This window comes from Streptomyces sp. NPDC048424 (assembly GCF_040651555.1).
Taxonomy (GTDB): Bacteria; Actinomycetota; Actinomycetes; order Streptomycetales; family Streptomycetaceae; genus Streptomyces.
Map to the genome: position 1 here is coordinate 26,440 of NZ_JBEZKE010000009.1, position 23,413 is coordinate 49,852.

20 protein-coding genes are annotated in these 23,413 nt (G+C 72.9%); 7 read left to right on the plus strand and 13 right to left on the minus strand.

Translation table 11 applies throughout. The features are described 5' to 3' along the window. Positions 1–14: 14 nt before the first annotated feature. Together AB0D29_RS15090 and AB0D29_RS15095 are read left to right on the plus strand one after the other, a co-directional pair. The gene (locus AB0D29_RS15090; protein WP_362854449.1) at positions 15–1,250 is read left to right on the plus strand and encodes a PQQ-dependent sugar dehydrogenase; all 1,236 of its coding nucleotides are present in this window, start codon (positions 15–17) and stop codon (positions 1,248–1,250) included. A 42-nt stretch (positions 1,251–1,292) separates the two neighbouring features. Continuing rightward, positions 1,293–1,472: a DUF6191 domain-containing protein gene (locus AB0D29_RS15095; RefSeq protein ID WP_362854696.1), complete on the plus strand. Its 180-nt coding sequence runs from the start codon at positions 1,293–1,295 to the stop codon at positions 1,470–1,472. On the opposite strand, the gene AB0D29_RS15100 is transcribed toward AB0D29_RS15095, so the two are convergent. The 6 genes from AB0D29_RS15100 to AB0D29_RS15125 all read right to left on the minus strand — a co-directional run bounded on the left by AB0D29_RS15100 (position 1,435) and on the right by AB0D29_RS15125 (position 9,050). Then, entirely contained in the window at positions 1,435–4,566 is a 3,132-nt protein-coding gene (locus AB0D29_RS15100) for an AAA family ATPase (protein ID WP_362854451.1), read from the minus strand. The two genes, AB0D29_RS15095 and AB0D29_RS15100, sit on opposite strands and share 38 nt — an antisense overlap. Before the next feature lie 11 nt (positions 4,567–4,577). Beyond that, the gene (locus AB0D29_RS15105; RefSeq protein ID WP_362854453.1) at positions 4,578–4,766 is read right to left on the minus strand and encodes a hypothetical protein; all 189 of its coding nucleotides are present in this window, start codon (positions 4,764–4,766) and stop codon (positions 4,578–4,580) included. Positions 4,767–4,933: 167 nt separating this feature from the next. After that, positions 4,934–5,524, minus strand: coding sequence for a hypothetical protein (locus AB0D29_RS15110; protein ID WP_362854455.1), 591 nt, complete (start codon positions 5,522–5,524; stop codon positions 4,934–4,936). A 109-nt stretch (positions 5,525–5,633) separates the two neighbouring features. Further along, positions 5,634–6,188: a GNAT family protein gene (locus AB0D29_RS15115; RefSeq protein WP_362854457.1), complete on the minus strand. Its 555-nt coding sequence runs from the start codon at positions 6,186–6,188 to the stop codon at positions 5,634–5,636. 39 nt (positions 6,189–6,227) lie between these two features. Further along, positions 6,228–8,477, minus strand: coding sequence for an MMPL family transporter (locus tag AB0D29_RS15120; protein WP_362854458.1), 2,250 nt, complete (start codon positions 8,475–8,477; stop codon positions 6,228–6,230). 135 nt (positions 8,478–8,612) lie between these two features. After that, positions 8,613–9,050: a signal peptidase I gene (locus AB0D29_RS15125; RefSeq protein ID WP_362854459.1), complete on the minus strand. Its 438-nt coding sequence runs from the start codon at positions 9,048–9,050 to the stop codon at positions 8,613–8,615. A gap of 60 nt (positions 9,051–9,110) precedes the next feature. Between AB0D29_RS15125 and AB0D29_RS15130 the strand changes: the two genes are divergently transcribed. Then, positions 9,111–9,914 carry a GNAT family N-acetyltransferase gene (locus AB0D29_RS15130; protein ID WP_362854697.1) on the plus strand — a complete coding sequence of 268 codons (804 nt, stop codon included), beginning with the start codon at positions 9,111–9,113 and terminating at the stop codon, positions 9,912–9,914. Positions 9,915–10,078: 164 nt separating this feature from the next. Beyond that, a complete protein-coding gene (locus AB0D29_RS15135; protein WP_362854460.1) occupies positions 10,079–10,579 on the plus strand; it encodes a DinB family protein in 501 nt (166 codons plus the stop codon). 237 nt (positions 10,580–10,816) lie between these two features. On the opposite strand, the gene AB0D29_RS15140 is transcribed toward AB0D29_RS15135, so the two are convergent. Then, on the minus strand, positions 10,817–11,557 hold the full coding sequence (locus AB0D29_RS15140) for a siderophore-interacting protein (RefSeq protein ID WP_362854461.1): 741 nt from the start codon (positions 11,555–11,557) through the stop codon (positions 10,817–10,819). An 85-nt stretch (positions 11,558–11,642) separates the two neighbouring features. On the opposite strand from AB0D29_RS15140, the gene AB0D29_RS15145 reads away from it, so the two are divergent. The 3 genes from AB0D29_RS15145 to AB0D29_RS15155 all read left to right on the plus strand — a co-directional run bounded on the left by AB0D29_RS15145 (position 11,643) and on the right by AB0D29_RS15155 (position 16,434). After that, a complete protein-coding gene (locus AB0D29_RS15145; RefSeq protein WP_362854699.1) occupies positions 11,643–13,775 on the plus strand; it encodes a penicillin acylase family protein in 2,133 nt (710 codons plus the stop codon). Further along, positions 13,772–14,371 carry a GNAT family N-acetyltransferase gene (locus AB0D29_RS15150; protein ID WP_362854462.1) on the plus strand — a complete coding sequence of 200 codons (600 nt, stop codon included), beginning with the start codon at positions 13,772–13,774 and terminating at the stop codon, positions 14,369–14,371. Before AB0D29_RS15145 ends, AB0D29_RS15150 begins: the two co-directional genes overlap by 4 nt. Positions 14,372–14,541: 170 nt before the next feature. Then, positions 14,542–16,434 (plus strand): protein kinase, encoded by a 1,893-nt coding sequence (locus AB0D29_RS15155; protein ID WP_362854463.1) that lies wholly within the window; start codon positions 14,542–14,544, stop codon positions 16,432–16,434. A gap of 154 nt (positions 16,435–16,588) precedes the next feature. Here the strand turns inward: AB0D29_RS15155 and AB0D29_RS15160 are convergent, their stop codons facing one another. The 6 genes from AB0D29_RS15160 to AB0D29_RS15185 all read right to left on the minus strand — a co-directional run bounded on the left by AB0D29_RS15160 (position 16,589) and on the right by AB0D29_RS15185 (position 23,330). Next, positions 16,589–17,155 carry a hypothetical protein gene (locus AB0D29_RS15160; RefSeq protein ID WP_362854464.1) on the minus strand — a complete coding sequence of 189 codons (567 nt, stop codon included), beginning with the start codon at positions 17,153–17,155 and terminating at the stop codon, positions 16,589–16,591. Between the two features lie 90 nt (positions 17,156–17,245). After that, a complete protein-coding gene (gatB, locus tag AB0D29_RS15165) occupies positions 17,246–18,754 on the minus strand; it encodes an Asp-tRNA(Asn)/Glu-tRNA(Gln) amidotransferase subunit GatB (protein WP_362854465.1) in 1,509 nt (502 codons plus the stop codon). A 16-nt stretch (positions 18,755–18,770) separates the two neighbouring features. Further along, positions 18,771–19,016 (minus strand): hypothetical protein, encoded by a 246-nt coding sequence (locus AB0D29_RS15170; RefSeq protein WP_356878288.1) that lies wholly within the window; start codon positions 19,014–19,016, stop codon positions 18,771–18,773. Then, positions 19,013–20,506 carry an Asp-tRNA(Asn)/Glu-tRNA(Gln) amidotransferase subunit GatA gene (gatA, locus tag AB0D29_RS15175; protein WP_351287528.1) on the minus strand — a complete coding sequence of 498 codons (1,494 nt, stop codon included), beginning with the start codon at positions 20,504–20,506 and terminating at the stop codon, positions 19,013–19,015. The genes AB0D29_RS15170 and gatA overlap by 4 nt, the downstream gene beginning before the upstream one ends. 5 nt (positions 20,507–20,511) lie before the next feature. Then, entirely contained in the window at positions 20,512–20,808 is a 297-nt protein-coding gene (gene gatC / locus AB0D29_RS15180) for an Asp-tRNA(Asn)/Glu-tRNA(Gln) amidotransferase subunit GatC (RefSeq protein WP_030010586.1), read from the minus strand. A 341-nt stretch (positions 20,809–21,149) separates the two neighbouring features. Then, complete coding sequence (locus tag AB0D29_RS15185) at positions 21,150–23,330, minus strand: bifunctional diguanylate cyclase/phosphodiesterase (RefSeq protein WP_362854466.1); 2,181 nt, start codon at positions 23,328–23,330, stop codon at positions 21,150–21,152. Positions 23,331–23,413: the final 83 nt, after the last annotated feature.

Consider the following 23,413-nt stretch of genomic DNA (forward strand, 5'->3'; position numbering starts at 1 on the left):
AAGGGAGCAGGGCGATGCGATACGGAAGTTCTGCCGGGCAGGTGGGGTACGGGCCGCCGGGCGCGCGGCACCGGAGCGTGCTGGCGGCGGTGGCTCTGGCGGGGTGCGGCGCACTGCTGGCGGCGGGATGCTCGCCGGCCGGCACCCCCGGAGCGGGGCGCGGGAGCTCTCCACCGGGCACGGCCGCGGCGGGCTCCGGGCCGGCGGGTCCGTCGGGGAGCGCGCCCGCCCCGCCGGAGCCCTCGGGTCCGCCGGCCAAGGGCGCGGTGACGGTGACCGGCGAGGTCGCCAAGGGCCTGGAGTCGCCGTGGGGCGTGGCCGAGCTGCCGGGCGGGGACCTGCTGGTCGCCTCGCGGGACAAGGGGACGATCAGCAGGGTCGCGGTGGGCTCGGGCACGGTGACGCGGATCGGCGAGGTGCCGGGGGTGGCCCCGGGCGGTGAGGGCGGGCTGCTGGGCCTCGCGCTGTCGCCCTCCTTCGCCTCGGACCGGCTGGTGTACGTGTACTTCACGACCGAGTCCGACAACCGCATCGCCCGGCTGCGGTACGACGAGCACAGATCCGCCGGCCAGCAACTGGGCGCGCCGGACACCGTGTTCCGGGGCATCCCCAAGGGCCTGGTGCACAACGGCGGCCGGATCGCCTTCGGCCCGGACAAGATGCTCTACGCGGGGACGGGCGAGACCGGTGACAAGGGGCTCGCGCAGGACAAGAAGTCGCTGGGCGGCAAGATCCTCCGGATGACCCCGGACGGGGATCCGGTGCACGGCAACCCGGAGGCGGATTCGGTCGTCTACTCCTACGGGCACCGCAATGTGCAGGGCCTCGCCTGGGACAAGGACAAGAGGCTGTGGGCGGCCGAGTTCGGCCAGAACACCTGGGACGAGCTGAACCTGATCGAACCCGGGGCGAATTACGGCTGGCCCGAGGCCGAGGGGAAGGCGGGCAAACCCGGCTTCCGGGATCCCGTGGCCGTGTGGAAGACCGACGAGGCCTCGCCGAGCGGGATCGCCTGGGCGGAGGGTTCCGTGTGGATGGCCGGACTGAAGGGCAACCGGCTGTGGCGGATACCGCTGGCCGGGACGGAGCCGGTGGCGGAGCCCGAGGCCTTCCTGGAGGGACAGTACGGCCGGCTGCGGTCCGTGGTGGCGCTCGGCGGTGACCGGTTGCTGCTGGTCACGAGCGAGACGGACGGCCGGGGCTCGCCGGAGGCGGGCGACGACAGGATCTTGACACTGACGGTGCGGTGACCAGCACGTTCCCGCACGGGGACCACAGGGACGGTGGGCGCGTTGTTCAACATGATCGAGGAGCTGTTCAGCCCGGGACGCAAGCACACGAACGACGAGAAGAAGCGGCTGGAGCTGTCCCGGACCGATGTCAATGACAACGATCCGGGACGGGGGCCGATAGACCTGGAGTCCGGCAGAGTGCTCATACGCCTTGCCGAGCAGCCTCCGGACGAGGACTGACCGCGTCGGGGCCGCCCTGGACGGGCGGGGCGAAGAGCCGTAGCCGGTGGGCGAGGGCGGCTGCCTCGCCGCGGCCTGCGACGCCCAGCTTCGCCAGGATGTTGGAGACGTGCACGCTCGCCGTCTTCGGGGAGATGAAGAGCTCCTCGGCGATCTTGCGGTTGGTGCTGCCCGTCGCCACCAGGCGCAGGACGTCCCGCTCGCGGCTGGTCAGGCCGAGCGCCTCGACGGGGTCGCTCTGCGGGGCGGCCGGGGCCGTGGACGTGTCGGCGTCGGTCAGTGGGAGCCGGGCGCGCTGGGCGAGCAGGGCCAGGTCCTCGCGCAGCGGGCGTGAACCGATCTGCTCGGCGGTGGCGTAGGCCTCGCGGAGCAGGGCGGCCGCCGGTTCCCGGTCGCCGCCGGCGGCCAGCAGGGCCTCGGCGAGCCGGTGGCGGGCCCGGGCCAGCAGGTACGGGCGCTCCAGCGGGCGGACGGCCGCCTCGACGGCGGTCCAGTCCGCGGGGGTGTCCCGGGCCTCGGCGCGGAGCAGCTCGACCCGGAGGTACTCGGCGTGGGCGGCCCACAGCGGGACCGGGGTGGCGAGCGTGCGCGCGGCGCCGCGCAGCACGCCCAGGGCGGCGTCCCGGCCGGCGTCGGCGGCCGGGAGCCCGCGGGCGTCCGCCTCGGCGGAGGCGGAGGCGAGCAGCAGCGGCCAGGCGTAGCGGTGCTGGCCGAGCGGGAACCCGTAGGCGACGGCGGCGGCGGTCTCGGCGCGCACGTCGGCGATCCGGCCCTCCCCCGCCGCGATCCCGATGGCGAGTCGGTACAGCGGGATCTGGCGCTGGGGCTGGGTGTCGTGGGTGCCGAAGTGCGCGTGGGCGGCGGCGAGCTGGTGGGCCGCCTCGGTCAGCTCGCCACGGCCCAGGGCCAGGTAGGCCAGCCGTGCGGAGGCGGAGCCGCGCGGGGCCGCGCTCTGGCCGACGCGCAGGGTGCGCCGGGCCGCCTCGGCGGCCTCGTCCCAGCGGCCGAGGCTGTAGAGGCTCTCGGCCATGTTTCCGCAGACCCAGGCCTCGCTGTCCATCAGCCGGGATTTCCGGACCAGTTCGGCCCCTTGTTCGGCCAGTTCCACGGCTTCGCGGGACCGGCCCATGCTTTCCAACTGAGAGGTGAGATTGACATGCGTACGCCCTGCCAGCTTGGTGAGTCCGAGCTTCGCGGCCCGTTCCCTGACCGCGTGCAGTTCGGCGAGGCCGCCGGAGCCGTCACCGGAGTCGGTGAGCAGGCAGCCCACCGTGATCCGGGCATTGAGCTCGATGTCCTCGGCGCCCAGCATGCGCGCGTACTCGACGGCGCGTTCGGCTGCGGCGAGGTTGTCCGGACCCGGCTTGTGGAGCATGCCCCAGCTCGCGGCCCGGACCAGGACCTCGGCGTGCACCTGGGACGGGGGCAGCCCCCGGACGAGTTCCTGCGCCTTGGCGATCTCCTCCCAGCCGTCGCCGCGGCCGAGGCTGGCGACCAGCCGGGAGCGCTCGGTCCAGAACCAGGCGGCCCGCAGCGAGTCGCGCTCCTCCTCCAGCAGGCGCAGCGCCGTCTTCGTGATCTTCAGGGCGCGTTCGCGCTCGCCGCCGTAGCGTGCCGCGACGGTCGCCTCGGCCAGGAGGTCGATCCGCTGGAGCGGGGTCGCGGCGGAGTCGTCGCAGCCGCACGGCGGGTACACCTCGGTGTAGTCCGCCGGGCGCAGCGCCTCGCGGACCTCCTCCGGAGCGCTGTCCCACAGGTCCATGGCCCGCTCGAGCAGGCGCAGTTGTTCGGAGTAGGCGTGCCGGCGGCGGGCCGCCACGGAGGCGGCCAGTACGGCGGGCAGCGCCTTGGCGGGGTCGTTCGCCTGGTACCAGTAGCTGGCCAGCCGGATGACCCGCTCCCCCGAGCGGATCAGCGACTCGTCGGCCTCCATGGCCTCGGCGTAGCGGCGGTTCACGCGGGCCCGCTCACCGGGCAGCAGGTCGTCGCTGACGGCCTCGCGGACCAGCGAGTGCCGGAAGCGGTAGCCGTCGCCGTCGGGGGTGGCGAGCAGGATGTTGGCCCCGACCGCGGCCCTCAGTGCTTCGATCAGCTCGTCCTCGGTGAGTCCGGCGACGGCGCGCAGCAGCGGGTACTCCACGGTGGAGCCGCCCTCGGCGACGATCCGCACCAGGCGCTGGGTCTCCTCGGGCAGCACCTCGACGCGGACGAGGAGCAGGTCGCGCAGGGATTCGGTGAGGCCGGTACGGCAGCCGCTCTCCTGGGAGGCGACGAGTTCCTCGACGAAGAAGGCGTTGCCGTCGGACCGGTCGAAGACGGAGTCGACGAAGTCCTCGCCGGGCTGCGTGGCGAGGATGCCGGCGAGCTGGCGGCGCACCTCCGCCCGGTTGAAGCGGGCCAGTTCGATGCGGTGGACGGTGCGGAGCCGGTCGAGTTCGGCGAGGAGCGGGCGCAGCGGGTGGCGGCGGTGGACGTCGTCCGCGCGGTAGGTGGCGACGACGACGAGCCGGCCGCTGCCGAGGGTGCGGAAGAGGTAGGAGAGCAGGTGCCGGGTGGAGGCGTCCGCCCAGTGCAGGTCCTCCAGGACGAGGACGACGGTGCGGTCGGCGGCGAGCCGCTCCAGCATCCGGGCCGTCAGTTCGAAGAGCCGGGCGGTGCTCTCCTCGTCGTGCGGGCCGCGCGGGGTGTCGCCGAGTTCGGGGAGGATCCGGGCGAGTTCGTCCTCCTGGCCCGCGGTGGCGGCGGCCAGTTCCTCGGGGAGCAGGCGGTGCAGGGTGCGCAGGGCCGTCGAGAAGGGGGCGAAGGGAAGTCCCTCCGCCCCGATCTCGACACAGCCTCCGACGGCGACGACGGCGCCGCGGCGCTCGGCCTCGCAGACGAACTCCTCGGTGAGGCGGGTCTTTCCGACCCCGGCCTCTCCGCCGATGAGCATCGCCTGCGGCTCCCGGCCGGCGGCGCGGGTCAGTGCGTCGGTGAGTACGGCCAGTTCGTCGGCTCGGCCGACGAACACCGGGCTGACAGATCTGGTCTCCACGTCGCCGAGCATCGCACAGCCGTCCGGTGCGGCGGCACTCGATATCGGTGCGCTTCTCATCACGTGTCGGTTCAGGCGGTGCGGGGCGCGTGGCCCGCGGTGCGGGCGAAGCGGCTCCGGAGTGCTCTCACCGACCCTCGCGGTTCGAGGCCGCGCAAGGAGGCGCGGCGCGCTCCGGCGTCCCGGACGGTGCGGTACGCGGCGGCCTCGCGGAGGAGGTCGGTGGTGCGGGTGGTGGCGGCGATCTCGTACTCGAACATCTCGTACTCCCTGGTGGCGTTTCTCGGGCACCTCGTTCGGTGTGATCCAAGATTCGCGTCCCAGGGGGTGCCGGCACATCGGTCGCATGCCGCATCTGCCGGGGGCGGGGGGCCTTAGTCCGGGGCCGTGGAGCCCCGGACCGGTCCGTGAGGACCTAAGGCACTGCTTAGGCGCCCGCGCCCGCCGCCTTCGGGATGGCGAGGAGGAGGTCGAAGTACATGAGGACGAAGAGGAGTACGCCGAGGGCGCCCAGGCCGATGCCCGCCCAGGAGACGGACCGCACCCAGGTGGGGAGGACGCGCTCGGGGGTGCTGAAGGCGGGGAGGGCCAGCACGAAGGTGGCGATGATCAGGGCGAGGGCGGAGAAGACGCCGTTCACCATCGCGGTGGTGTGCCACGGGTCGACGAACTGGGCGGCGATCTGCGCGTTGGCGTCGGCGGCCTGGCTCAGTTCCAGCCGGGCGGCGACGCTCGCGCGCTCGGACACGATGCCGGCGACCCAGCTGCCGCTGAGGGCGACGACGCCGAGCCCCGCGGCGACGATCGCGGAGGCGGCGGAGCCGACGTGGCTCGGCTGCGCGGTCTGCGCCTCGTCCTCGTCCGCGTCCTCGGCGAAGGTCTCGTCCTCCGGGTCCGCGTCGGTGCGTACGGAGTCGGCTTCGGCCTCGGCGGGCTGGGCGGCCTCGGTCTTGTCGAGGTCGACCGGGGTGGCGTCCGCCTCGGTGGCGTTCGCGGCGGGGGTCTTCGTGGTGTCCATGCGGGGCACCGTAGGCGCCCTGTCTGAGAGTTTTCTGAGAATCCGCTGGTTGTGGCCACAAAGGGCCCCGCGGTCGGCGGGGCCCGGACCGGCGGCCGGTCGATGCGGTCTAGGCGGAGCGGGCCGCGGACCACTCGTGGGCGAGGAGCGACCAGACCTCGGTGTCCTGGCGGACGCCGCGGTGCAGGTAGTTCTCCCGCATGACGCCTTCCCGGGTCATGCCGAGGCGCTCGGCCACGGCGAGGCTCTTCTTGTTGCCGGTGGCGGCGTGCCACTCGACGCGGTGCATGCCGCGCTCGCCGAAGGCGTAGTCGATCAGGACCTGGCAGGCCTTGGTCACGAGGCCGCGGCCGGCCGCGGCGGGCTCCAGCCAGCAGCCGATCTCGCAGTTGCCGCCGTCCGCGTCGAAGGCGGGGAAGAGGACCCCGCCCACGAGGGTGCCGTCGAGCCGGATGCCGAAGAAGCGGGCGCCGTCCTCGCCCGCCTTCACGGCGTACTTGGCCAGGAAGGCCCTGGCGGAGTCGAGGTCGGGCGAGCGGTCCGGGAAGCCGACGTACTGGCCGATGAACTCCCGGCCGCGTTCGATGTGGGCGAAGAACTCCTCGGCGTGCCGGGCCTCAAGCGGGAACAGCTGGGCGTCGTCGGCGAGGTCTATCGAGAACATGCGCGGTCTTCCTTGGGTCTCGGACGGCGGGTGGCCGGATCACCGGGAGGTGGTGGCGGGCTCGGCGCCGTCCTCGCTCGTGGCGGGGACCGCGGCGGACCGCTGTGCCGGAAGTTTCGCATGCGGGCGGCATTCGGGGGGCTCGATGCTGATCCTGGGCAGCCGCCGGTCGAGCCAGGCGGGCAGCCACCAGTTGGCGCCGCCGAGCATGTGCATGAGGGCCGGGACGAGGAGGGTGCGCAGCACGAAGGCGTCGAGGGCCACGGCCGCCGCGAGTGCGATCCCGAACATCGCGATGGTCCGGTCGCCGCTGAGGACGAAGGCGAGGAAGACGGAGATCATGATCACGGCCGCCGAGTTGATGACCCGGCTGGTCTCGGCGAGGCCCACGCGCACGGCCCGCCGGTTGTCGCCGGTCTCCAGCCATTCCTCGTACATCCGGCTGACGAGGAAGACCTGGTAGTCCATGGACAGTCCGAAGAGGACGGACACCATGATCACGGGGAGGAAGGGTTCGATGGGTCCGGCGCTGCCGAGCCCCAGCAGTTCGCTCCCCCAGCCCCACTGGAAGATCGCGACCACGACGCCGAAGGAGGAGGCGACGGCGGCGACGTTCATGGCCGCCGCCTTCACCGGGATGCCGATGGACCGGAAGGCCAGCAGCAGGAGCACGCAGCCGAGCGCGATGACCACGCCGACGAAGAGCGGCAGCTTGCCGATGATGACCTCGGCGAAGTCGTCGTAGGCGGCGGTCACCCCGCCGACGTGGACCTCCATGGAGTTGCCGTGCCCGGCGCGCGGGATGACGTCCTGGCGGAGGGTGTCGACGAGGTCGCTCGTGGCCCGGGACTGGGGGGCGGAGTCCGGTACGACGGTCAGGACGGCGGTGTCCCCGCTGCGGTTGAGGACGGCGGGGCCGGTGGAGGCGACGCCCTCGGTCGTACGGAGCGCCTGCGCCAGGTGGTCGACGGCGAGCCGGTCGCCGGCGCCGTCCAGCCGGGCGACGACGGTGAGCGGGCCGTTCGTGCCGGGACCGAACCCGTCCGCCAGCAGGTCGTAGGCCTTGCGGGTGGTGGAGGTGGCCGGGTTGTTTCCCTGGTCGGAGGTGCCCAGGTGGAGCGAGAGGGTGGGCAGGGCCAGCACCAGCATGACCGCGGTGGCGACGAGGCCGAGCAGTTTGGGGTGGCGTTCCACGAAGACGGACCAGCGGGCGGCGAAGCCGGAGGGCTGTGCGGGCCGCGGGCCTTCGGCGGCGAGCCTGCGGCGCTCGCGGCCAGAGAGGGCGCGCGTTCCCATGTACGAGAAGAGGGCGGGCAGCAGGGTGACCGAGGCGGCGACCGTCAGCACGACCGTCACGCAGGCCGCTGTCGCGACGCCGTTGAGGAAGTTCAGCCGCAGCACGAGCATGCCGAGCAGGGCGATGCAGACGGTGGCCCCGGCGAAGACGACGGCCCGGCCGGTGGTGGCGACGGCGTTCTCGGCCGCCTCCTCGACGGGGAGGCGGCGCGCGAGGCCCTTGCGGTGCCGGGTGACGATGAAGAGCGCGTAGTCGATGCCGACGCCGAGGCCGATGAGGGTGCCGAGCATCGGTGCGAAGTCGGCGACGGGCATCGCGTGCCCGAGGAGGGTGATGCCGAAATAGGCGGTGCCCACGCTGACCAGGGCGGTCGCTATGGGCAGCAGGCTCGCGGCGAGCGAGCCGAAGGCGAGGAAGAGGACCAGTGCCGCGACGGCCACGCCGATGACCTCGGCGAGGTGTGCGGTGGGGGCCTCGGTGAGCTGGATGGCGCGGCCGCCCAGTTCGACCTGGAGCCCGTCGGCCTCGGTGGTGGGGTTCTTCACCGCGTCGACGACGGCCCTGGCCTGGGCCTTGGGTACGGAGTCCGCGTGCTGGTCGAAGGTCACCACGGCATAGGCGGTGCGCCCGTCGGGGCTGATCCGTGCGGCGCTCTCGGGGCCGGGCCCGTAGGGTCCGGCGACGGAGCCGACGCCCGGGAGCGCGGCGACGGCGTCGAGTGCCCGGGTCATGCGCTGCTCGATGTCCGGGGTGCGCGCGCTCTGATGGTCCGGGGCCCGCCACACGATGGTGTCGGTGTCGCCGCCCTGGCCGTGGAAGCCCTCGCGGAGGAGGTCGTTCGCCTTGCCGGACTCGGTGCCGGGGACCCCGTAGTCGTTGGAGAACGCCGTTCCGGCGGTGCCTGCGGCCGCCGCTGTCCCACCGAGTGCGAGCAGCCAGATCAGGACGGTGAGGAGACGATGGCGCATGCACCAGCGTGCGATTCCTGCCAACGGACGTGCTCCCTGATGGTTCGGGTCTTCACCGGGAGGCGGCCCGTCGCAAAGAACGCATGAACTCGTGAAGACCGGGACCGGGCCGGCGGCCCGGGGGATCGCCCCGGGGGTTTGGGCCCAGATGGTCTACACCTACACGATCTCAGCGTTTCGTGATCGTTGGCCCGTTTCGTGTGCATCGTCACAGGAGGTTCGGGAAGGCTCGTCCACCCGGTAGCCGGGGATCGAGGGCCAGCGGACGGTGAGGACCACCGCGTCCTCCTCGGCGTACCAGGAGTGGTCGACGCCGCGGCCCCAGAGCACGTAGTCCCCCTGCTCGGCGAGGACGACGGTCCGCCCCGGGAACTCCAGCCGGAAGCGCCCGCTGATCAGGACCAGCAGTGCGGTGCGCCGCTCGGCGGTCGCCCACCGCTCCCGTTCGTCGCCCTTCGGGTGGACACCCCATTTGATCTCCACGTCCTCGCTGTGACGGGGATCGCCCGGGTCCTTGAAGTGGCCCAGCAGCCAGCCGCGGTCGGCGGCGGCGTCGGGGGTGGCCTTGCCGGTGTAGATGGTGGAGTCGTCGTTCACGGGGTGAGGCTAATGCAGTTGTGGCGGACGGCCGGACACTGGTGAGCTGGGACGATGACGATGGATCTTGACGAACTTCTGAAGGTGCGCGCCCGCTACGACGCCGAGATGCGCGAGGGGGCGCAGTCGGACAGCGCCCAGGCCCGGGTGGAGCGGGCGGGCCGGGTCGTACGGCACAGCATGCCCGGGCTCGGGTGGAACGGCGTGCTCTGGTCGGACCTCGACGAGGAGAGCGCGGACGCGGAGATCGCCGCGCAGGTGGAGTTCTTCGCGGGACGCGGATGTCCCGAGTTCGAGTGGAAGCTGTACGACTACGACGCGCCGGCTGATCTCGGGGCACGGCTGCGGGCGGCCGGTTTCGTACCGGAGCCGCCGGAGACCCTGATGGTGGGGCGGGCGGCCGAGCTCGCTCGGCTGCCGGTGGAGCCGCCCGAGGGGATCACGCTGCGGGTGGTGACGGACGAGGCCGGCGTCGACCTGATGATGGAGGTCCACGCGGGGGCCTTCGGAGTCGAGCGGCCGCGGATCCGCGAGCATCTGCTCGACCAGCTGCGCAACGAGCCGGAGTGCATCGCCGCGGTGCTGGCGATGGCGGGCGACACCCCGGTGAGCGCGGCCCGGATGGAGATGCGGCCGGGGACGGCCTTCGCGGGCCTCTGGGGCGGCGGCACGATCCCGCAGTGGCGCGGCCGGGGCATCTACCGCCTGCTGGTGGCGCACCGCGCCCGCGTCGCGGCGGAGCGCGGCATCCCGTACCTCCAGGTGGACGCCTCGGACGACAGCCGCCCGATCCTGGAGCGGCTGGGCTTCGGGGTCCTGGGCGTGACGGTGCCGTACATGTGGACGGCCGCCGGCGCCGCCTGAGCTGCGGCGGGGAGGTCCGGTCCGCCGCCGACGGGGCCGGACCGCCGGGCAGCTGACGCCGGGCGGTCCGGCCCCGTACGAGGGCGCCGCTCGTGTGCCCGCTCACGGACGGCGCCTGCCCGACGGGGTTCCCCGGCCCGGGATCAACGGGCAGGATCGCCCGCATGGAACGCATCAGCCCGCCCCTGACCGGCAACGAGCGCGAGACCCTCCGGGCGTTTCTCGACTACCACCGGGCCACCCTCGCCTGGAAGTGCGAGGGCCTCACCGACGAGCAGTTGCGCCGGAGCGCGATGCCCCCGTCCACGCTGTCCCTGCTGGGGCTGGTCCGGCACATGGCCGAGGTCGAGCGGCACTGGTTCCGGCGCGTCCTGAACCGCGAGGAGCTCCCGCACCTGTGGTCGGACACCCACGACTTCCAGGCCGCCTACGACGCCTCCGGCTCCAACCGCACCGAGGCCTTCACCGCCTGGCGGGACGAGGTCGCGCACGCCCGCCGGATCGAGTCCGCCGCCGACTCGCTGGACGTGACGGCGTACGTGCCGAGCTGGGAGGAGGAGGCCTCGCTGCGCCTGGTCATGCTCCACCTCATCCACGAGTACGCCCGCCACAACGGCCACGCCGACTTCCTCCGCGAGGCGCTCGACGGCGCCACCGGCGCCTAGGCCGTTGGGCCGGGGTCGGGTGTGTGTCGGGGTCGGGTGTGTGTCGAGGTGATCCCCGCAGGGCGCCGAACGCCTCGGGGCTCCGCTCTCCGACCCCTCGTCACGTTCGGCGTCCGAGGAGACGCCCCGGCGCGCGCCCGGCCCCGGCCCAACCGACCCCCACACCGACCCCGCCCAAGCGGCGCAGCCAACCGGCACAACCGACCCCCGAGCGGCGCGGCCGACCGGCGCTCCGGCTCAGCCGCCGGTGCCCGGCCGCCAGTAGCCGAGACCGTTCACCCGCTGCTTCGGCAGCGCGAGGTCCTTGCGCAGGTACGCCGTCAGGGCGCGCGTCGTCACCGTGTCGCAGGCGAGCCAGACGTACGCCGACTCCGGGTCGCCGAGCAGCTCGGGGAGTTCGGCCCGGACCCGGTCGGCCAGCGCCGTGCCGCCCCGCGGTACGCGGCGGACGTCGCGCAGGTCCGCGTCCCCGCGGACCGGCAGTTCCGCGTCCGAGGCGTGCTGCGTCTCGAACCAGAGGGTCGCCGGGGTCTGCGGGTAGGCGTCCATCAGCGAGTTGACCGCCGGGAGGGAGGCCGGGTCGCCGATGACGAGCAGGCGCTCGGGGGCCGGGACCGGGCCGGTGAATCCGGTGCCCTGGACGGTGGCCTCGATGGTGTCGCCCGGCCGGGCGCCGCGCGCCCAGGCGCTGGCGACCCCGTCGTGCAGGGCGAACTCGAAGCAGAAGGTGCCCGCTTCGGGGTCCGGGTCGACGAGGGTGTAGGCCCGCTGGTGCGGACGGCCCGCGCCCTCGAACCAGACCCGCACCCACATCGTCGGGTGCAGCGACTCGCCTGCGGCCGCCAGCAGCCCGCCGTCGGTGAAGTACACCCGGCGGTAGTGCTCCGTGACGTCTTCCGCCCCCGTGACCGTGAACGTGAAGTCCTTGCCCCGCATGAGCTTCAGGACCACGCCCTCCCAGCCCTTGCCGACAGCCATGTCCAGCCCCTCCCCTGTGCGCGTCTATAGTTAGGGCAGCCTAACCTAATGCACCCTGGGGAAGAGTGTGAGCAGCGTGAGCAGTGTGAGCAGCGAGAACGACTCGGAGACCTCCGAATCGTATGAGGTCTTCCGCGACCCCTGGGGCATTCCCCACCTCCGCGCATCCGACGAGCTCCGACTCGCCTACGCGCAGGGCCGCGTCACCGCCTTCGACCGCGCCTGGCAGCTGGAGGTCGAACGGCAACGCGCCCAGGGCTCCAGCGCCTCCTTCCTCGGCGCGGACTCCGTCGGCTGGGACCGCTTCGTCCGCCAGTGCCGCCTCGCCGACACCGCCCGCCTCTGCCACGAGGCCATGGAAGCCGACGATCCCGGCACCGCCGCCTGGGTCCGCGCGTACGTGGACGGCGTCAACGACGGGCTCGCCGCCGGCGCCGCCCGCGACGAGCGCTTCGCCCGCACCGGCCTCACCCCCACCCCCTGGGAGCCGTGGGTCCCGCTCGCCATCTGGATCGCCACCCACATCCTGTTCGCCGGCTTCGCCACCAAGCTGTGGCGCGAGCGCGTGGCCCGCGCCCTCGGCGACGAGGCGGTCACCCTCTTCGCCACCGACGGCCCCGGCACCGCCGGCAGCAACGGCTGGCTGGTGCCGGGCGACCGCACCACCTCCGGCTCGGCGATCATCGCGGGCGACCCGCACCGGTTCATCGAGGACCCGGGCGTCTACCAGCAGATACGTCTCTCCTGCCCGGACTACGACGTCCTCGGCCTGGCCGTCCCCGGCGTCCCCGGCCTCGGCCACTTCGGTCACACCGGCACCGCCGCCTGGGCGATCACCAATGCGATGTCCGACTACCAGGACCTGTACGTCGAGCAGTTGCGCCGCAGTGCCGACGGCGTCGTCGAGGCCCTCGGCGCGGACGGCGCCTGGGAGCCCGTCGCCCGCCACACCGAGACCATCACCGTGGCCGGTGGCGAGGACGTCGAGGTGGAGGTCCTGGAGACCGCCCGCGGCCCCGTGATCATCCACGCGGACGGGGACACCGGGGCCGACGCGCACGCCGAGGCCCACGCCGACGGCAGCGCGCAGACGCTCTCCCTGCGCTACCCGCCCCGGGTCCGCCGGGACCTGGGCTTCGCCGCCCTCCCCGCGCTCCTGCGCGCCCGTACGGTCGCCGACATCGACCGCGCCTTCGACGGCTGGGCCGAGCCGGTCAACGTCGTCCACGCCGCCGACACCGAGGGCGGCCTGCTGCACCGCGTCGCCGGCGCAGTGCCGCTGCGCCACCGGGCCAACCGGCTGCGCCCCGTGCCCGCCTGGGACCCGCAGCACGCCTGGCAGGGCTGGGCCCCGACCCCCGCCGAGCCCGTGCAGGGCTTCGCCGTGATGGCCAACGCGCGCGGGATCGCCTCCCCGCTCGGCGTCGAGTTCGCGCCCCCGCACCGCGCCAACCGCATCCGCGAGCTGCTCAGCGGCTCCGCGGACTGGACCCCGAAGGCGATGGCCGACGTACACCGGGACACCCACCTGGCCTCGGCCGCGCCCCTGCTCGCCCTGCTGCCCGCCTTCGAGGACCTGACCCCGGCGGCTCAGGCCCTGCGCACCCGACTGCTCGCCTGGGACCGGCACATGGCGGCCGACAGCACCGACGCCACCGTCTTCTCGGCCTTCCGCAGCGCGACCGTACGCCGCTTCGCCGCCGACCCGGTCTTCGAGGGGCTGTGGGGCGCGCCCACCGGCCCGGCCGTCTTCCATCCGTGGCTGTACCTGGTCCCGAAGATCGGCTACGCCCTCGAAGGCCTGCTCACCACCTCCCTCGTCCCCGGCCTCGACCGTGCGGCGCACGTCCGGGCCGCCCTGGAGGAGACGGCCGCGGCCGGCACCCCCGACACCCCCTGGTCCGAGGTGCACCGCCTGACCCCCTGGCAGGCCGTGCCCGACCCGGAGGCCGCGCAGTGGCCCGGGCTCGGCGGCGACCACGACTGCGTGAACGCCACCTCCACCGTCCCCGGCTTCACCGACCTCACCGCCCGCGCGTCGGCGGCCCGTTACGTCTGGGACCTCGCCCGCCGCGAGGACAGCCTCTGGGCGGTCCCCCTGGGCGCGGACGGCGTCACCGGCTCACCCCACCACCGCGACCAGCTCCCCCTGTGGGCCGCATGCGAACTCGTCCCCGTCGTCACCGACTGGACCCGTCTCACCAAGGAATCGATATGACCTCCGCCCCCTCCGTCAGACAGCCCGTGCACACCTGTGTCGTCGAGGGCTTCGGCACCATCACCATCACCCCCGTCGACCCGGCCGCCGACTCCGCCCTGATCCACAGCTGGGTCACCCAGGAGCGCGCCCGCTTCTGGGGCATGGGCGAGGCCAGCCGCGAACTGGTCCAGGAGATCTACGAGGACGTCGACCGCCGCACCACCCACCACGCCTTCATGGTCAGCCGCGACGGTGTGCGGGTCGCGCTGTTCCAGACGTACGACTGCGCCGAGGACCGGGTCAGCGAGTGCTACGAGGTCCGGCCCGGGGACGTCGGCGCGCACCTGCTGATCGGCCCGACCGAGGGTACGGCCGAACGCGGTTTCACCGGGGCCCTGATGGACGTCTTCATCGGGTTCGTGTTCTCCGACGGCGCCGCGCGGCGCCTGGTCGTCGAACCGGACGCCCGCAACACCAAGGCCATCGCCCGCATGGAGCGCACCGGCTTCGTGCTCGGACCGGAGGTCGTCCTCCCCGAGATCGACCTGCCCGAGGTCTACCTCCCGGCGAAGCCGGCCCGGCTGGCGTTCTTCGACGCGCCGGCGGCCCGCTGACGGATCCACCCCCTCGGCCGGGCGTCCGGCGAGCGGAACCCTGCCCTGCGGGCGGTTCCGCCCGCAGGGCGCCCGGCCGCGCTTCTCACGGGGATTTCCGATTCCGATTGACCCCACACGTATCGCCCGGGAAGCTGATGCCCTCTCAAACTGTGTTGAGGTGGGGGACATTGACCAGTCAGAACCTGCACATCGGACCGGACTCGGCGGCGGACCGGTACCGCCTGCTCCGGTCGATCGGGCGTGGCGGGGAGGCCGTGCTCTATCTTGCGGAGATCGAGCTCGCCGGCGGATCCGAGCCCGTGGTCGTCAAGGTGCTCGACTCCAAGACGACCATCACGCCCGACATCTTCGACCGCATCAGCCAGAAGTGGAACGAGCAGGCCGAACTGCTGCGCTTCGTCCACCGGCCCGGCGTCGTGGGCGTACGCGAGCACTTCGAGGGTCCGCCGATCCACCGGCCCGGGGAGTCCTCGACCCTGACGGGGCGGGCGCTCGTCCTCGTGATGAACCACGTCGACGGCCTGGACCTGCGGGACTGGCGGGCCGAGCGGACGCTCGCAAGCGCCGCCGAGCGGCGCGAGGTGATGCGCACCCTGGAGCAGCTGGCCGACGTACTGGACTGGCTGCACTCGGGGAAGGCCACCCCGTCCGGGCGCCAGGTCGTCCACGGCGACCTCTCCCCCGGCAACGTGATGGTCGACGCCCACGGGCAGGCCACGCTCGTGGACTTCGGCCTCAGCAAGCTGACCGCCGACCACCAGACGGCGGAGGTCTGGTTCACCCCGGGCTACGCGGCACCCGAGGTCTTCGACGGCAAGCGGACGCCGGGCACGGACCGGTACGCCTTCGGGGCGATCGCCTACTTCCTGCTGAGCGGGCAGTCGCCGCCCGCCACGCCGGAGCAGCTGGCGCACGCGCTGACGGCGCTGCCGCAGATCGCCGTGCTGGACGCCGAGCAGCGGGCGCGGATCGCCTCGATCTACGCGGCCGACCCGGGGAAGCGGCCGGTGAACCTGGCGGGCTGGATGAAGGACGTCCGGCACGCGGTGGTGTCCACGACGACCTCCACCTCGCAGCGGGCCGTCCCGGAGACCCCGCCGCGCCCGGCCGCCCCACCGCAGCCCGCGGTGCCGCCGCAGCCCGCGAGCCCGCCGCCGGTGGCGGCGCCGTCCGCGTACACCCCGATCGCGCACGCGGCTGCGGCGCCACCGGAGTCCGCCCCGGTACCGGACCGGGCGACCGCCCCGGAGACGGTGCCGGATCCGGCGCCGACGGCGGGGCCGGAGCCGGTCCCGTCGGCCGTGCCCGCCGGGTACGGGCCGACGTACAACCTGAACCCGGCACCGGCAGCGGCACCGGCACCGGTCCCGACCCCGCCGGAGCCCGTGCGCCCGAAGAAGCGGCGGACCGGCCTGGTCCTGGGCTCGGCGGCCACGGTGCTGGTGCTGGCCGCCCTCGCGGTGGTCGGCGTACAGCTGCTGGGCGACAAGGACAAGGACAAGGACGGGGGTGTCCGGGCGGGCGGCTCCACCCCGAGCGCCGGGGGCGCCACCAGCGCTCCCGCCGATCCGACGCCCTCGGCCTCGCGCGCCACCCCGTCGAACCCGCCGGGCAGCGGGTCCGGTCCCTCGGGCAGTCCGGGGCCGAGCGACCCCGGCACCGCACCGGCGAGCAGCATGGCGGACCTGACGAACCTCCAGCCCATCGACGGGCTGAACGGCCTGCGGGTGGAGGCCGCCACGCTGAACACCAAGTCCTACGGCAGCTCCTTCGTCGCGGACTGTTCGCAGACTTCGTCCGCCGAGTTCAATCTCAACCGGGCCTGGTCCACGCTGGAGTTCACGGCCGGGATCGCCGACAACTCGCCCGTCGAGCGGGGCCGCATCTCCGTCTCCATCGACGACCAGCCCGCCCTCTTCAACGAGGAGGTCGCCCTGGGCAAGCCGGTCTCCAAGACGGTGGAGGTCAAGGGCGCCCTGCGGCTGCGGATCCGGGTGGAGGACACCTGCGGTCTCAAGGACGGGTACGTCGTCCTCGCCAGCCCCACCCTGAAGCGCTGAGCCCGGATACACGCAAGGGCGCCCCGCACCGGCACGAAACCGGCACGGGGCGCCCTTCGTTCACGCTCAGCCCTCGTCCGGGACGACCTTCAGGCCGCGCTCCTCGACGACCTCGTCCGGGATGCCCTCGCCGGCGAGGGCGCCTTCCGTGTTCTCAGTCCACGCCGAGGTCGGCGCGCATGGCCGCCCGCATCTCGCGGAGCGGGTCCCAGATCGCCTGCTGCGCCTCCACCGCCGAGTCCATCGACTCCCCCGGCTCCGGCGTGCCCCGCTCCAGACGCTTCACCTGCCCGTAGACGGCGGTCAGGGCGTGGTGGACCCGCGCCGCGGGCGCGAGGACAGTGTCCGGGGCGATCATCTGCGCCTCGGAGTACCTGTCGCGGAAGGCGTCCTTCGCGGCATCGAGCGCGGCTCGGTCGGCGTCCTCGATCCCGCGTTCCCGCAGGGTGTGCAGATGCCGGTTGAGTGCGGTGGTGAACTGCCGGGCGTCGCGGTTGAGGTCCACGTAACCGGTGCGCCGCAACGCCTGGTTCTCGCGTTTCTCCTCGTGGGCGCGCACGAGCTCAATCTCGCGGCGCTTCGTGCGCTCCGCGCCCCGCTGTGTGAGCAGCGCGCCGCCCAGTGTGCCCGCGACGCCCGCCACCGCGATGACGATCGCACCGATCTCCACCGGCGCACCCCCCGACTCCTTCCGGTCCCGCGCCCGTTGCACGGTGATCACCCCGCGCACAGTCTGACGGCTGCGGCAACGGCGACGGCCCCGTACCGGAAATCCGGTACGGGGCCGTCGTCTGGTGCAGCGTGCGGAGGCCTATTCGGAGACGCCCAGGCGCTCCAGGATGAGCTCCTTGACGCGCGCGGCGTCGGCCTGGCCGCGGGTGGTCTTCATGACCGCGCCGACCAGGGCGCCGACGGCGGCGATCTTGCCACCGCGGATCTTGTCCGCGATGGCCGCGTTGCCCGCGATGGCCTCGTCCACGGCCGCGCCGAGCGCGCCCTCGTCCGAGACGACCTTCAGGCCGCGCTTCTCGACGACCTCGTCCGGGGTGCCCTCGCCGGCGAGGACGCCTTCGAGGACCTTGCGGGCCAGCTTGTCGTTGAGCGAACCGTCCGCGACCAGGGCCGCGACCCGGGCCACCTGGGCCGGGGTGATCGGCAGCTCGTCGACCACGACGCCCTGCTCGTTGGCGTTGCGGGCCAGCTCGCCCATCCACCACTTGCGCGCGGCGGCCGAGTCGGCACCCGCCTCGATCGTGGCGACGATGGAGTCCACGGCGCCCGCGTTGAGGATCGACTGCATGTCGTGCTCGGTGACGCCCCACTCCTCGCGGAGCCGGTTGCGGCGCACGCGCGGCATCTCGGGCAGCGCTCCGCGCAGCTCCTCGACCCAGGCGCGGGCCGGGGCCACGGGCACCAGGTCGGGCTCCGGGAAGTACCGGTAGTCCTCGGCGTTGTCCTTGATGCGGCCGGCCGTGGTGGAGCCGTCCTCCTCGTGGAAGTGCCGGGTCTCCTGCACGATCGAGCCGCCCGACGAGAGCACCGCCGCGTGGCGCTGGATCTCGAAGCGGGCCGCGCGCTCGACGGAACGCAGGGAGTTGACGTTCTTGGTCTCCGAGCGGGTGCCGAACTCGGACTCGGGGGTCGGGCGCAGCGACAGGTTCACGTCGCAGCGCATCTGGCCCTTGTCCATGCGGGCCTCGGAGACGCCGAGCGCCTTGATGACCTCGCGCAGCTCGGCGACGTACGCCTTGGCGACCTCGGGGGCCCGTACGCCCGCGCCCTCGATCGGCTTGGTGACGATCTCGATGAGCGGGATGCCGGCGCGGTTGTAGTCCAGCAGGGAGTGGGACGCGCCGTGGATACGGCCGGTGGCGCCGCCGACGTGCAGCGACTTGCCGGTGTCCTCCTCCATGTGGGCGCGCTCGATCTCCACGCGGAAGATCTCGCCGTCCTCCAGCTGGACGTCCAGGTAGCCGTTGAAGGCGATGGGCTCGTCGTACTGGGAGGTCTGGAAGTTCTTCGGCATGTCCGGATAGAAGTAGTTCTTCCGGGCGAAGCGGCACCACTCGGCGATCTCGCAGTTCAGCGCGAGGCCGATCTTGATGGCGGACTCGATGCCGATCGCGTTGACGACCGGGAGCGAGCCGGGCAGGCCGAGGCAGGTGGGGCACGTCTGCGAGTTGGGCTCGGCGCCCAGCTCCGTGGAGCAGCCGCAGAACATCTTCGTCTTGGTGCCGAGCTCGACATGGACCTCGAGGCCCATGACGGGGTCGAACGAGGCGAGAGCGTCCTCGTACGACAGCAGTTCGGTGAAGGTCACGGTGAAACTTTCCCTCTCAGCCCAGCAGGACGTCGTCGTCGCCCAGGCGCTTCAGCTCGCGGTACAGGATCGCGAGGCCGGTGACGATGGCGGCGGCGGACACGGCGGCGTCGATCAGCTTGAGCGTGTCGTGCTCGACGCGGGCCTTCTTGACCTGCTTGATCACGCTCAGGGCGCCGAAGGCGGTGGTGCCGATCGACAGGTAGGTCCCGGTCTTGGACTTCTTGAAGCCCTTGGCCTTGGACAGTGCACTGGTGCTCACAGCGACGGTGCCTCCTCAAGCAGCGGGTGACCCCAACGCGCGACGAAGGCGGCCTCGACGGCGGCACCGACCTTGTAGAGCCGGTCGTCCTTCATCGCCGGGGCGATGATCTGCAGCCCGACCGGGAGACCGTCCTCCGGGGCCAGGCCGCAGGGGAGCGACATGGCGGAGTTGCCGGCCAGGTTGGTCGGGATGGTGCACAGGTCCGCGAGGTACATCGCCAGCGGGTCGTCGGTGCGCTCACCGATCGGGAAGGCGGTGGTCGGGGTCGTCGGGGAGACGATCACGTCGACCTGCTCGAAGGACTTCTCGAAGTCCTGCGAGATGAGGGTGCGGACCTTCTGGGCGGAGCCGTAGTACGCGTCGTAGTAGCCGGAGCTGAGCGCGTACGTGCCGAGGATGATGCGGCGCTTGACCTCGTCGCCGAAGCCGGCTTCGCGGGTCAGGGCGGTGACGTCCTCGGCGGACTTGGTGCCGTCGTCGCCGACGCGCAGGCCGTAGCGCATGGCGTCGAAGCGGGCCAGGTTCGAGGAGCACTCGGACGGCGCGATCAGGTAGTACGCGGCCATCGCGAGGTCGAAGGAGGGGCAGTCCAGCTCGACGATCTCGGCGCCGAGCTCCTTGAGGAGCTCCACCGACTCGTTGAAGCGCTGGACGACGCCGGCCTGGTAGCCCTCGCCGGCGAACTGCTTGACCACACCGACGCGCATGCCGGCGACCGAGCCGTTGCGGGCGGCCTCGACGACCGGCGGGACCGGGGCGTCGATGGAGGTGGAGTCCATCGGGTCGTGGCCCGCGATGACCTCGTGCAGGAGCGCCGCGTCCAGGACCGTACGGGCGCAGGGCCCGCCCTGGTCGAGGGAGGAGGAGAAGGCGACCATGCCGTAGCGGGAGACGCCGCCGTACGTGGGCTTCACGCCGACCGTGCCGGTGACGGCGGCGGGCTGGCGGATGGAGCCGCCGGTGTCCGTGCCGATGGCCAGCGGGGCCTGGAAGGCGGCGAGGGCTGCCGCGGAGCCACCGCCGGAGCCGCCGGGGATCCGGGTGAGGTCCCAGGGGTTGCCGGTGGGGCCGTAGGCGCTGTTCTCGGTGGAGGACCCCATGGCGAACTCGTCCATGTTGGTCTTGCCGAGGATGACGACGTCGGCTTCCTTCAGCTTGCGCGTCAGGGTGGCGTCGTACGGCGGGATCCAGCCTTCGAGGATCTTCGAACCGACGGTGGTCGGGACCCCGACGGTGGTGAAGATGTCCTTGAGGGCCAGCGGGACGCCGGCCAGCGGGCCGAGCTTCTCGCCGCGCTCGCGCTTGGCGTCGACGGCGCGGGCCTGCGCGAGGGCGCCCTCGCGGTCCACGTGCAGGAAGGCGTTGACCTTCTCGTCGGTGGCGTCGATGCGGGCCAGGTGGGCCTCGGTCACCTCGACGGCCGTGAGCTCGCCGGAGGCGATCTTCTCGGCGGTCTCGGCGGCCGTGAGCTTGATGATGTCGACCATGGCTGTTAGTCCTCCCCCAGGATCTGCGGCACCTTGAAACGCTGCTGCTCCTGGGCGGGAGCACCGGAGAGCGCCTGCTCGGGGGTGAGCGACGGACGGACCTCGTCCGCGCGCATGACGTTCGTCAGCGGCAGCGGGTGGGAGGTCGGCGGGACGTCTTGGTCGGCGACCTCGGAAACGCGGGCGACCGCGCCGATGATGTCGCCGAGCTGTCCGGCGAAGTGATCCAGCTCGTTGCTGGACAGCTCAAGGCGCGCCAGCCGAGCGAGGTGGACGACCTCCTCGCGCGTAATGCCAGGCATGCAGCGATCCTCTGGGGGTGGGTGGATGTTTGGTTTCGGACCCAATCCTATGGGGCCCGGCGCCCGGCCTGCGAAACGGTTTGGCCCGGCCCGCCCCGGGTTCGCCGCGCGGGCCGCTGCGCAGAGCCTCCCGGGAGCCGCCCGGACCCGCGCCTCAATCGCCGGCGGGGCTGGATTTGGCTGGCGCCGGCCCAGAAGTGCGCGCAGAGCAACCCTGCGCCTGACGAGGCTGGAATGCCCGCAGGGCAATTTCAGCCTCGCCGGCGTTTGAGGCGCGGGGTCTGGGGCGGAGCCCCGGCAGCGGCGCGGCACTCGCAAGCCCGACCGCAACCCGACGGGAGTCAGACCGCGTCGGCCTCGGCCGCGGCCAGTTCCGCCGAGATGTCGGCCGGGCGGCGCCAGCCGCGTTCGCCGCGGGCCAGCAGCCAGGCGGTGGCCTCCTGCGGCGGCATCGCGGCGGCGACCAGCCACCCCTGGACGGCGTCGCAGCCCAGGTCCCGCAGCCGCTCCCACGTCTCGTCGTCCTCCACGCCCTCGGCGACGACCAGCAGGCCCAGCGAGTGCGCGAGGTCCACGGTGCAGCGGACGATCTCCGCGTCCTGCGCGTCGACCGCGAGCCGGCCCACGAAGGAGCGGTCGATCTTCAGCTCGCTGACCGGCAGCCGCCTCAGGTGGACCAGCGAGGAGTAGCCCGTGCCGAAGTCGTCCAGGGACATCTTCACGCCGTGGCCGGTGAGCCCGGCCATGGTGTCGGCCGCCCGCTGGGGGTCCTCCAGCAGGACGTGTTCCGTTATCTCCAGCTGCAGCCCGCTCGCCGGGACCCCGTGGCGAGCCAGTCGCGCGGCCACCGCACCCGCGAAGCCCGGGGTGTGGACGTCGCGCGGCGAGACGTTGACGGCCACCGGGACCTTCAGTCCCTGGGCCCGCCACCGTGCCACCTGGGCGAGGGCGGTCTCCAGGACGTACTCCGTCAGGTGCGGCATCAGCCCGGAGGTCTCGGCGATCGCGATGAACTCGTCCGGGGACACCCGCCCGCGTTCCGGGTGGACCCAGCGGACCAGCGCTTCGAGCCCGGCCACCTGGCCGTCGAAGCGGACCTTCGGCTGGTAGTGGAGTTCCACTTCGCCTGCGTCCAGGGCCCTGCGCAGGTCGCCGAGGAGGCCCAGGCGGTCGGGGGTGTTGCTGTCCCGCTTGGACTCGTACACCTCCACGCCCGTCCGGTCGCGCTTCGCCTGGTACATCGCCACGTCCGCGCGCCGCAGCAGCCCCTCCGCGTCCAGCGCGTGGTCGGGGAAGACGGCGAGGCCGGCGCTGGCCTCCAGGACGAGGGTGAGCCCGTCCAGGTCGAGCGGGGAGCTGAGCTCCGCGACCAGGTGGCGGGCGACGCGCTGGGCGCTGGTGGTGGAGTCGGTGACGGGGAGCAGCACGGCGAACTCGTCGCCGCCGAGCCGGGCCGCCTCGGCTTCCTCGGGCAGGGCCTGGCGCAGCCGGTCGGCGATCTGGAGGAGCAGGCGGTCGCCCGCCAGGTGGCCGAGGGTGTCGTTGACCGCCCGGAAGCGGTCCAGGTCGATCAGCACAAGAGCTGCCCGGGTGCCCAAACGTTCAGCCTCGTCCAGGGCGGACCAGGCGCGCTCCAGCAGCCACTGCCGGTTCGGGAGCCCGGTCAGCGGGTCCCGCAGCTGTTCCTCGGCGCGCGCCCGGGCGATCCACAGGGTGGAGTCCAGCGCGATCAGCGGTACGGCGAACAGCGGCAGCAGGACCGGCTGGGTGACCGCGACGACGCAGATCAGCGGGGCGATGCCGAGCAGCGCGACCGCGACTAAGGCCTGCCGGAGCAGGGCGGTGCGGGCGACGGTGGGCAGGCCGCCGCCGCGCGGGGCCAGCGCGATCCAGAGCAGGACCCGGGTGACGAGCAGGTAGGCGACGGCGACGAGGACCACCTCGGGGACCGCCTCCAGCTCCCAGGTGGTGGGCAGCCAGGGGGTCTCGACGGAGGGTTCCACCCCGAAGGCGGCGAGGACGAGGGCCCCGGCGCTGATGCCGAGGATGTCCACGGAGCCGTGCAGCAGCCCCTGCCGCCAGCGGTGCCGGCGGGCGGCTCCGACCAGGGAGACGACGGCCAGCGAGACCAGGCCGGCGGGCACCCACCCGTAGAGGAGGAGCACGCCGAGGGTGAGCGCGGCGCCGGATCCGGTGCCGCCCCACCAGCGGTCGCGGCCCAGGGCGACCAGGTGGCCGACGATGATGCCGGTGAGCAGGGCCAGCGCCCAGCCGACCGTGCCGCCGGGGAACAGTGCGTGACGGCCGCTCAGCGCGGACACGATGCCGGCGCCGAGGACCACGACCGAGAGGCCCACGACCAGGAAGGGCAGCACGCCGCGCCGTTCCTGTCCGCCCGCGTCGGTGTCGATCGGTCGGGTCTCCGGTGTCCTGGCACCCAGGACACCGAGCCTGCCCGCCCGCATGGACGGGAGTTCCCCGCCGAATTCAGGTGACGGGTCGGCGCTTTCGGTGGGTTTCATGCCCGTACCTCTCACAGCCGGCGATGCCGATGTCACGCGATGGCCCCGATGTCATGCCACCACGGCCGGATCGCATCCTGCAG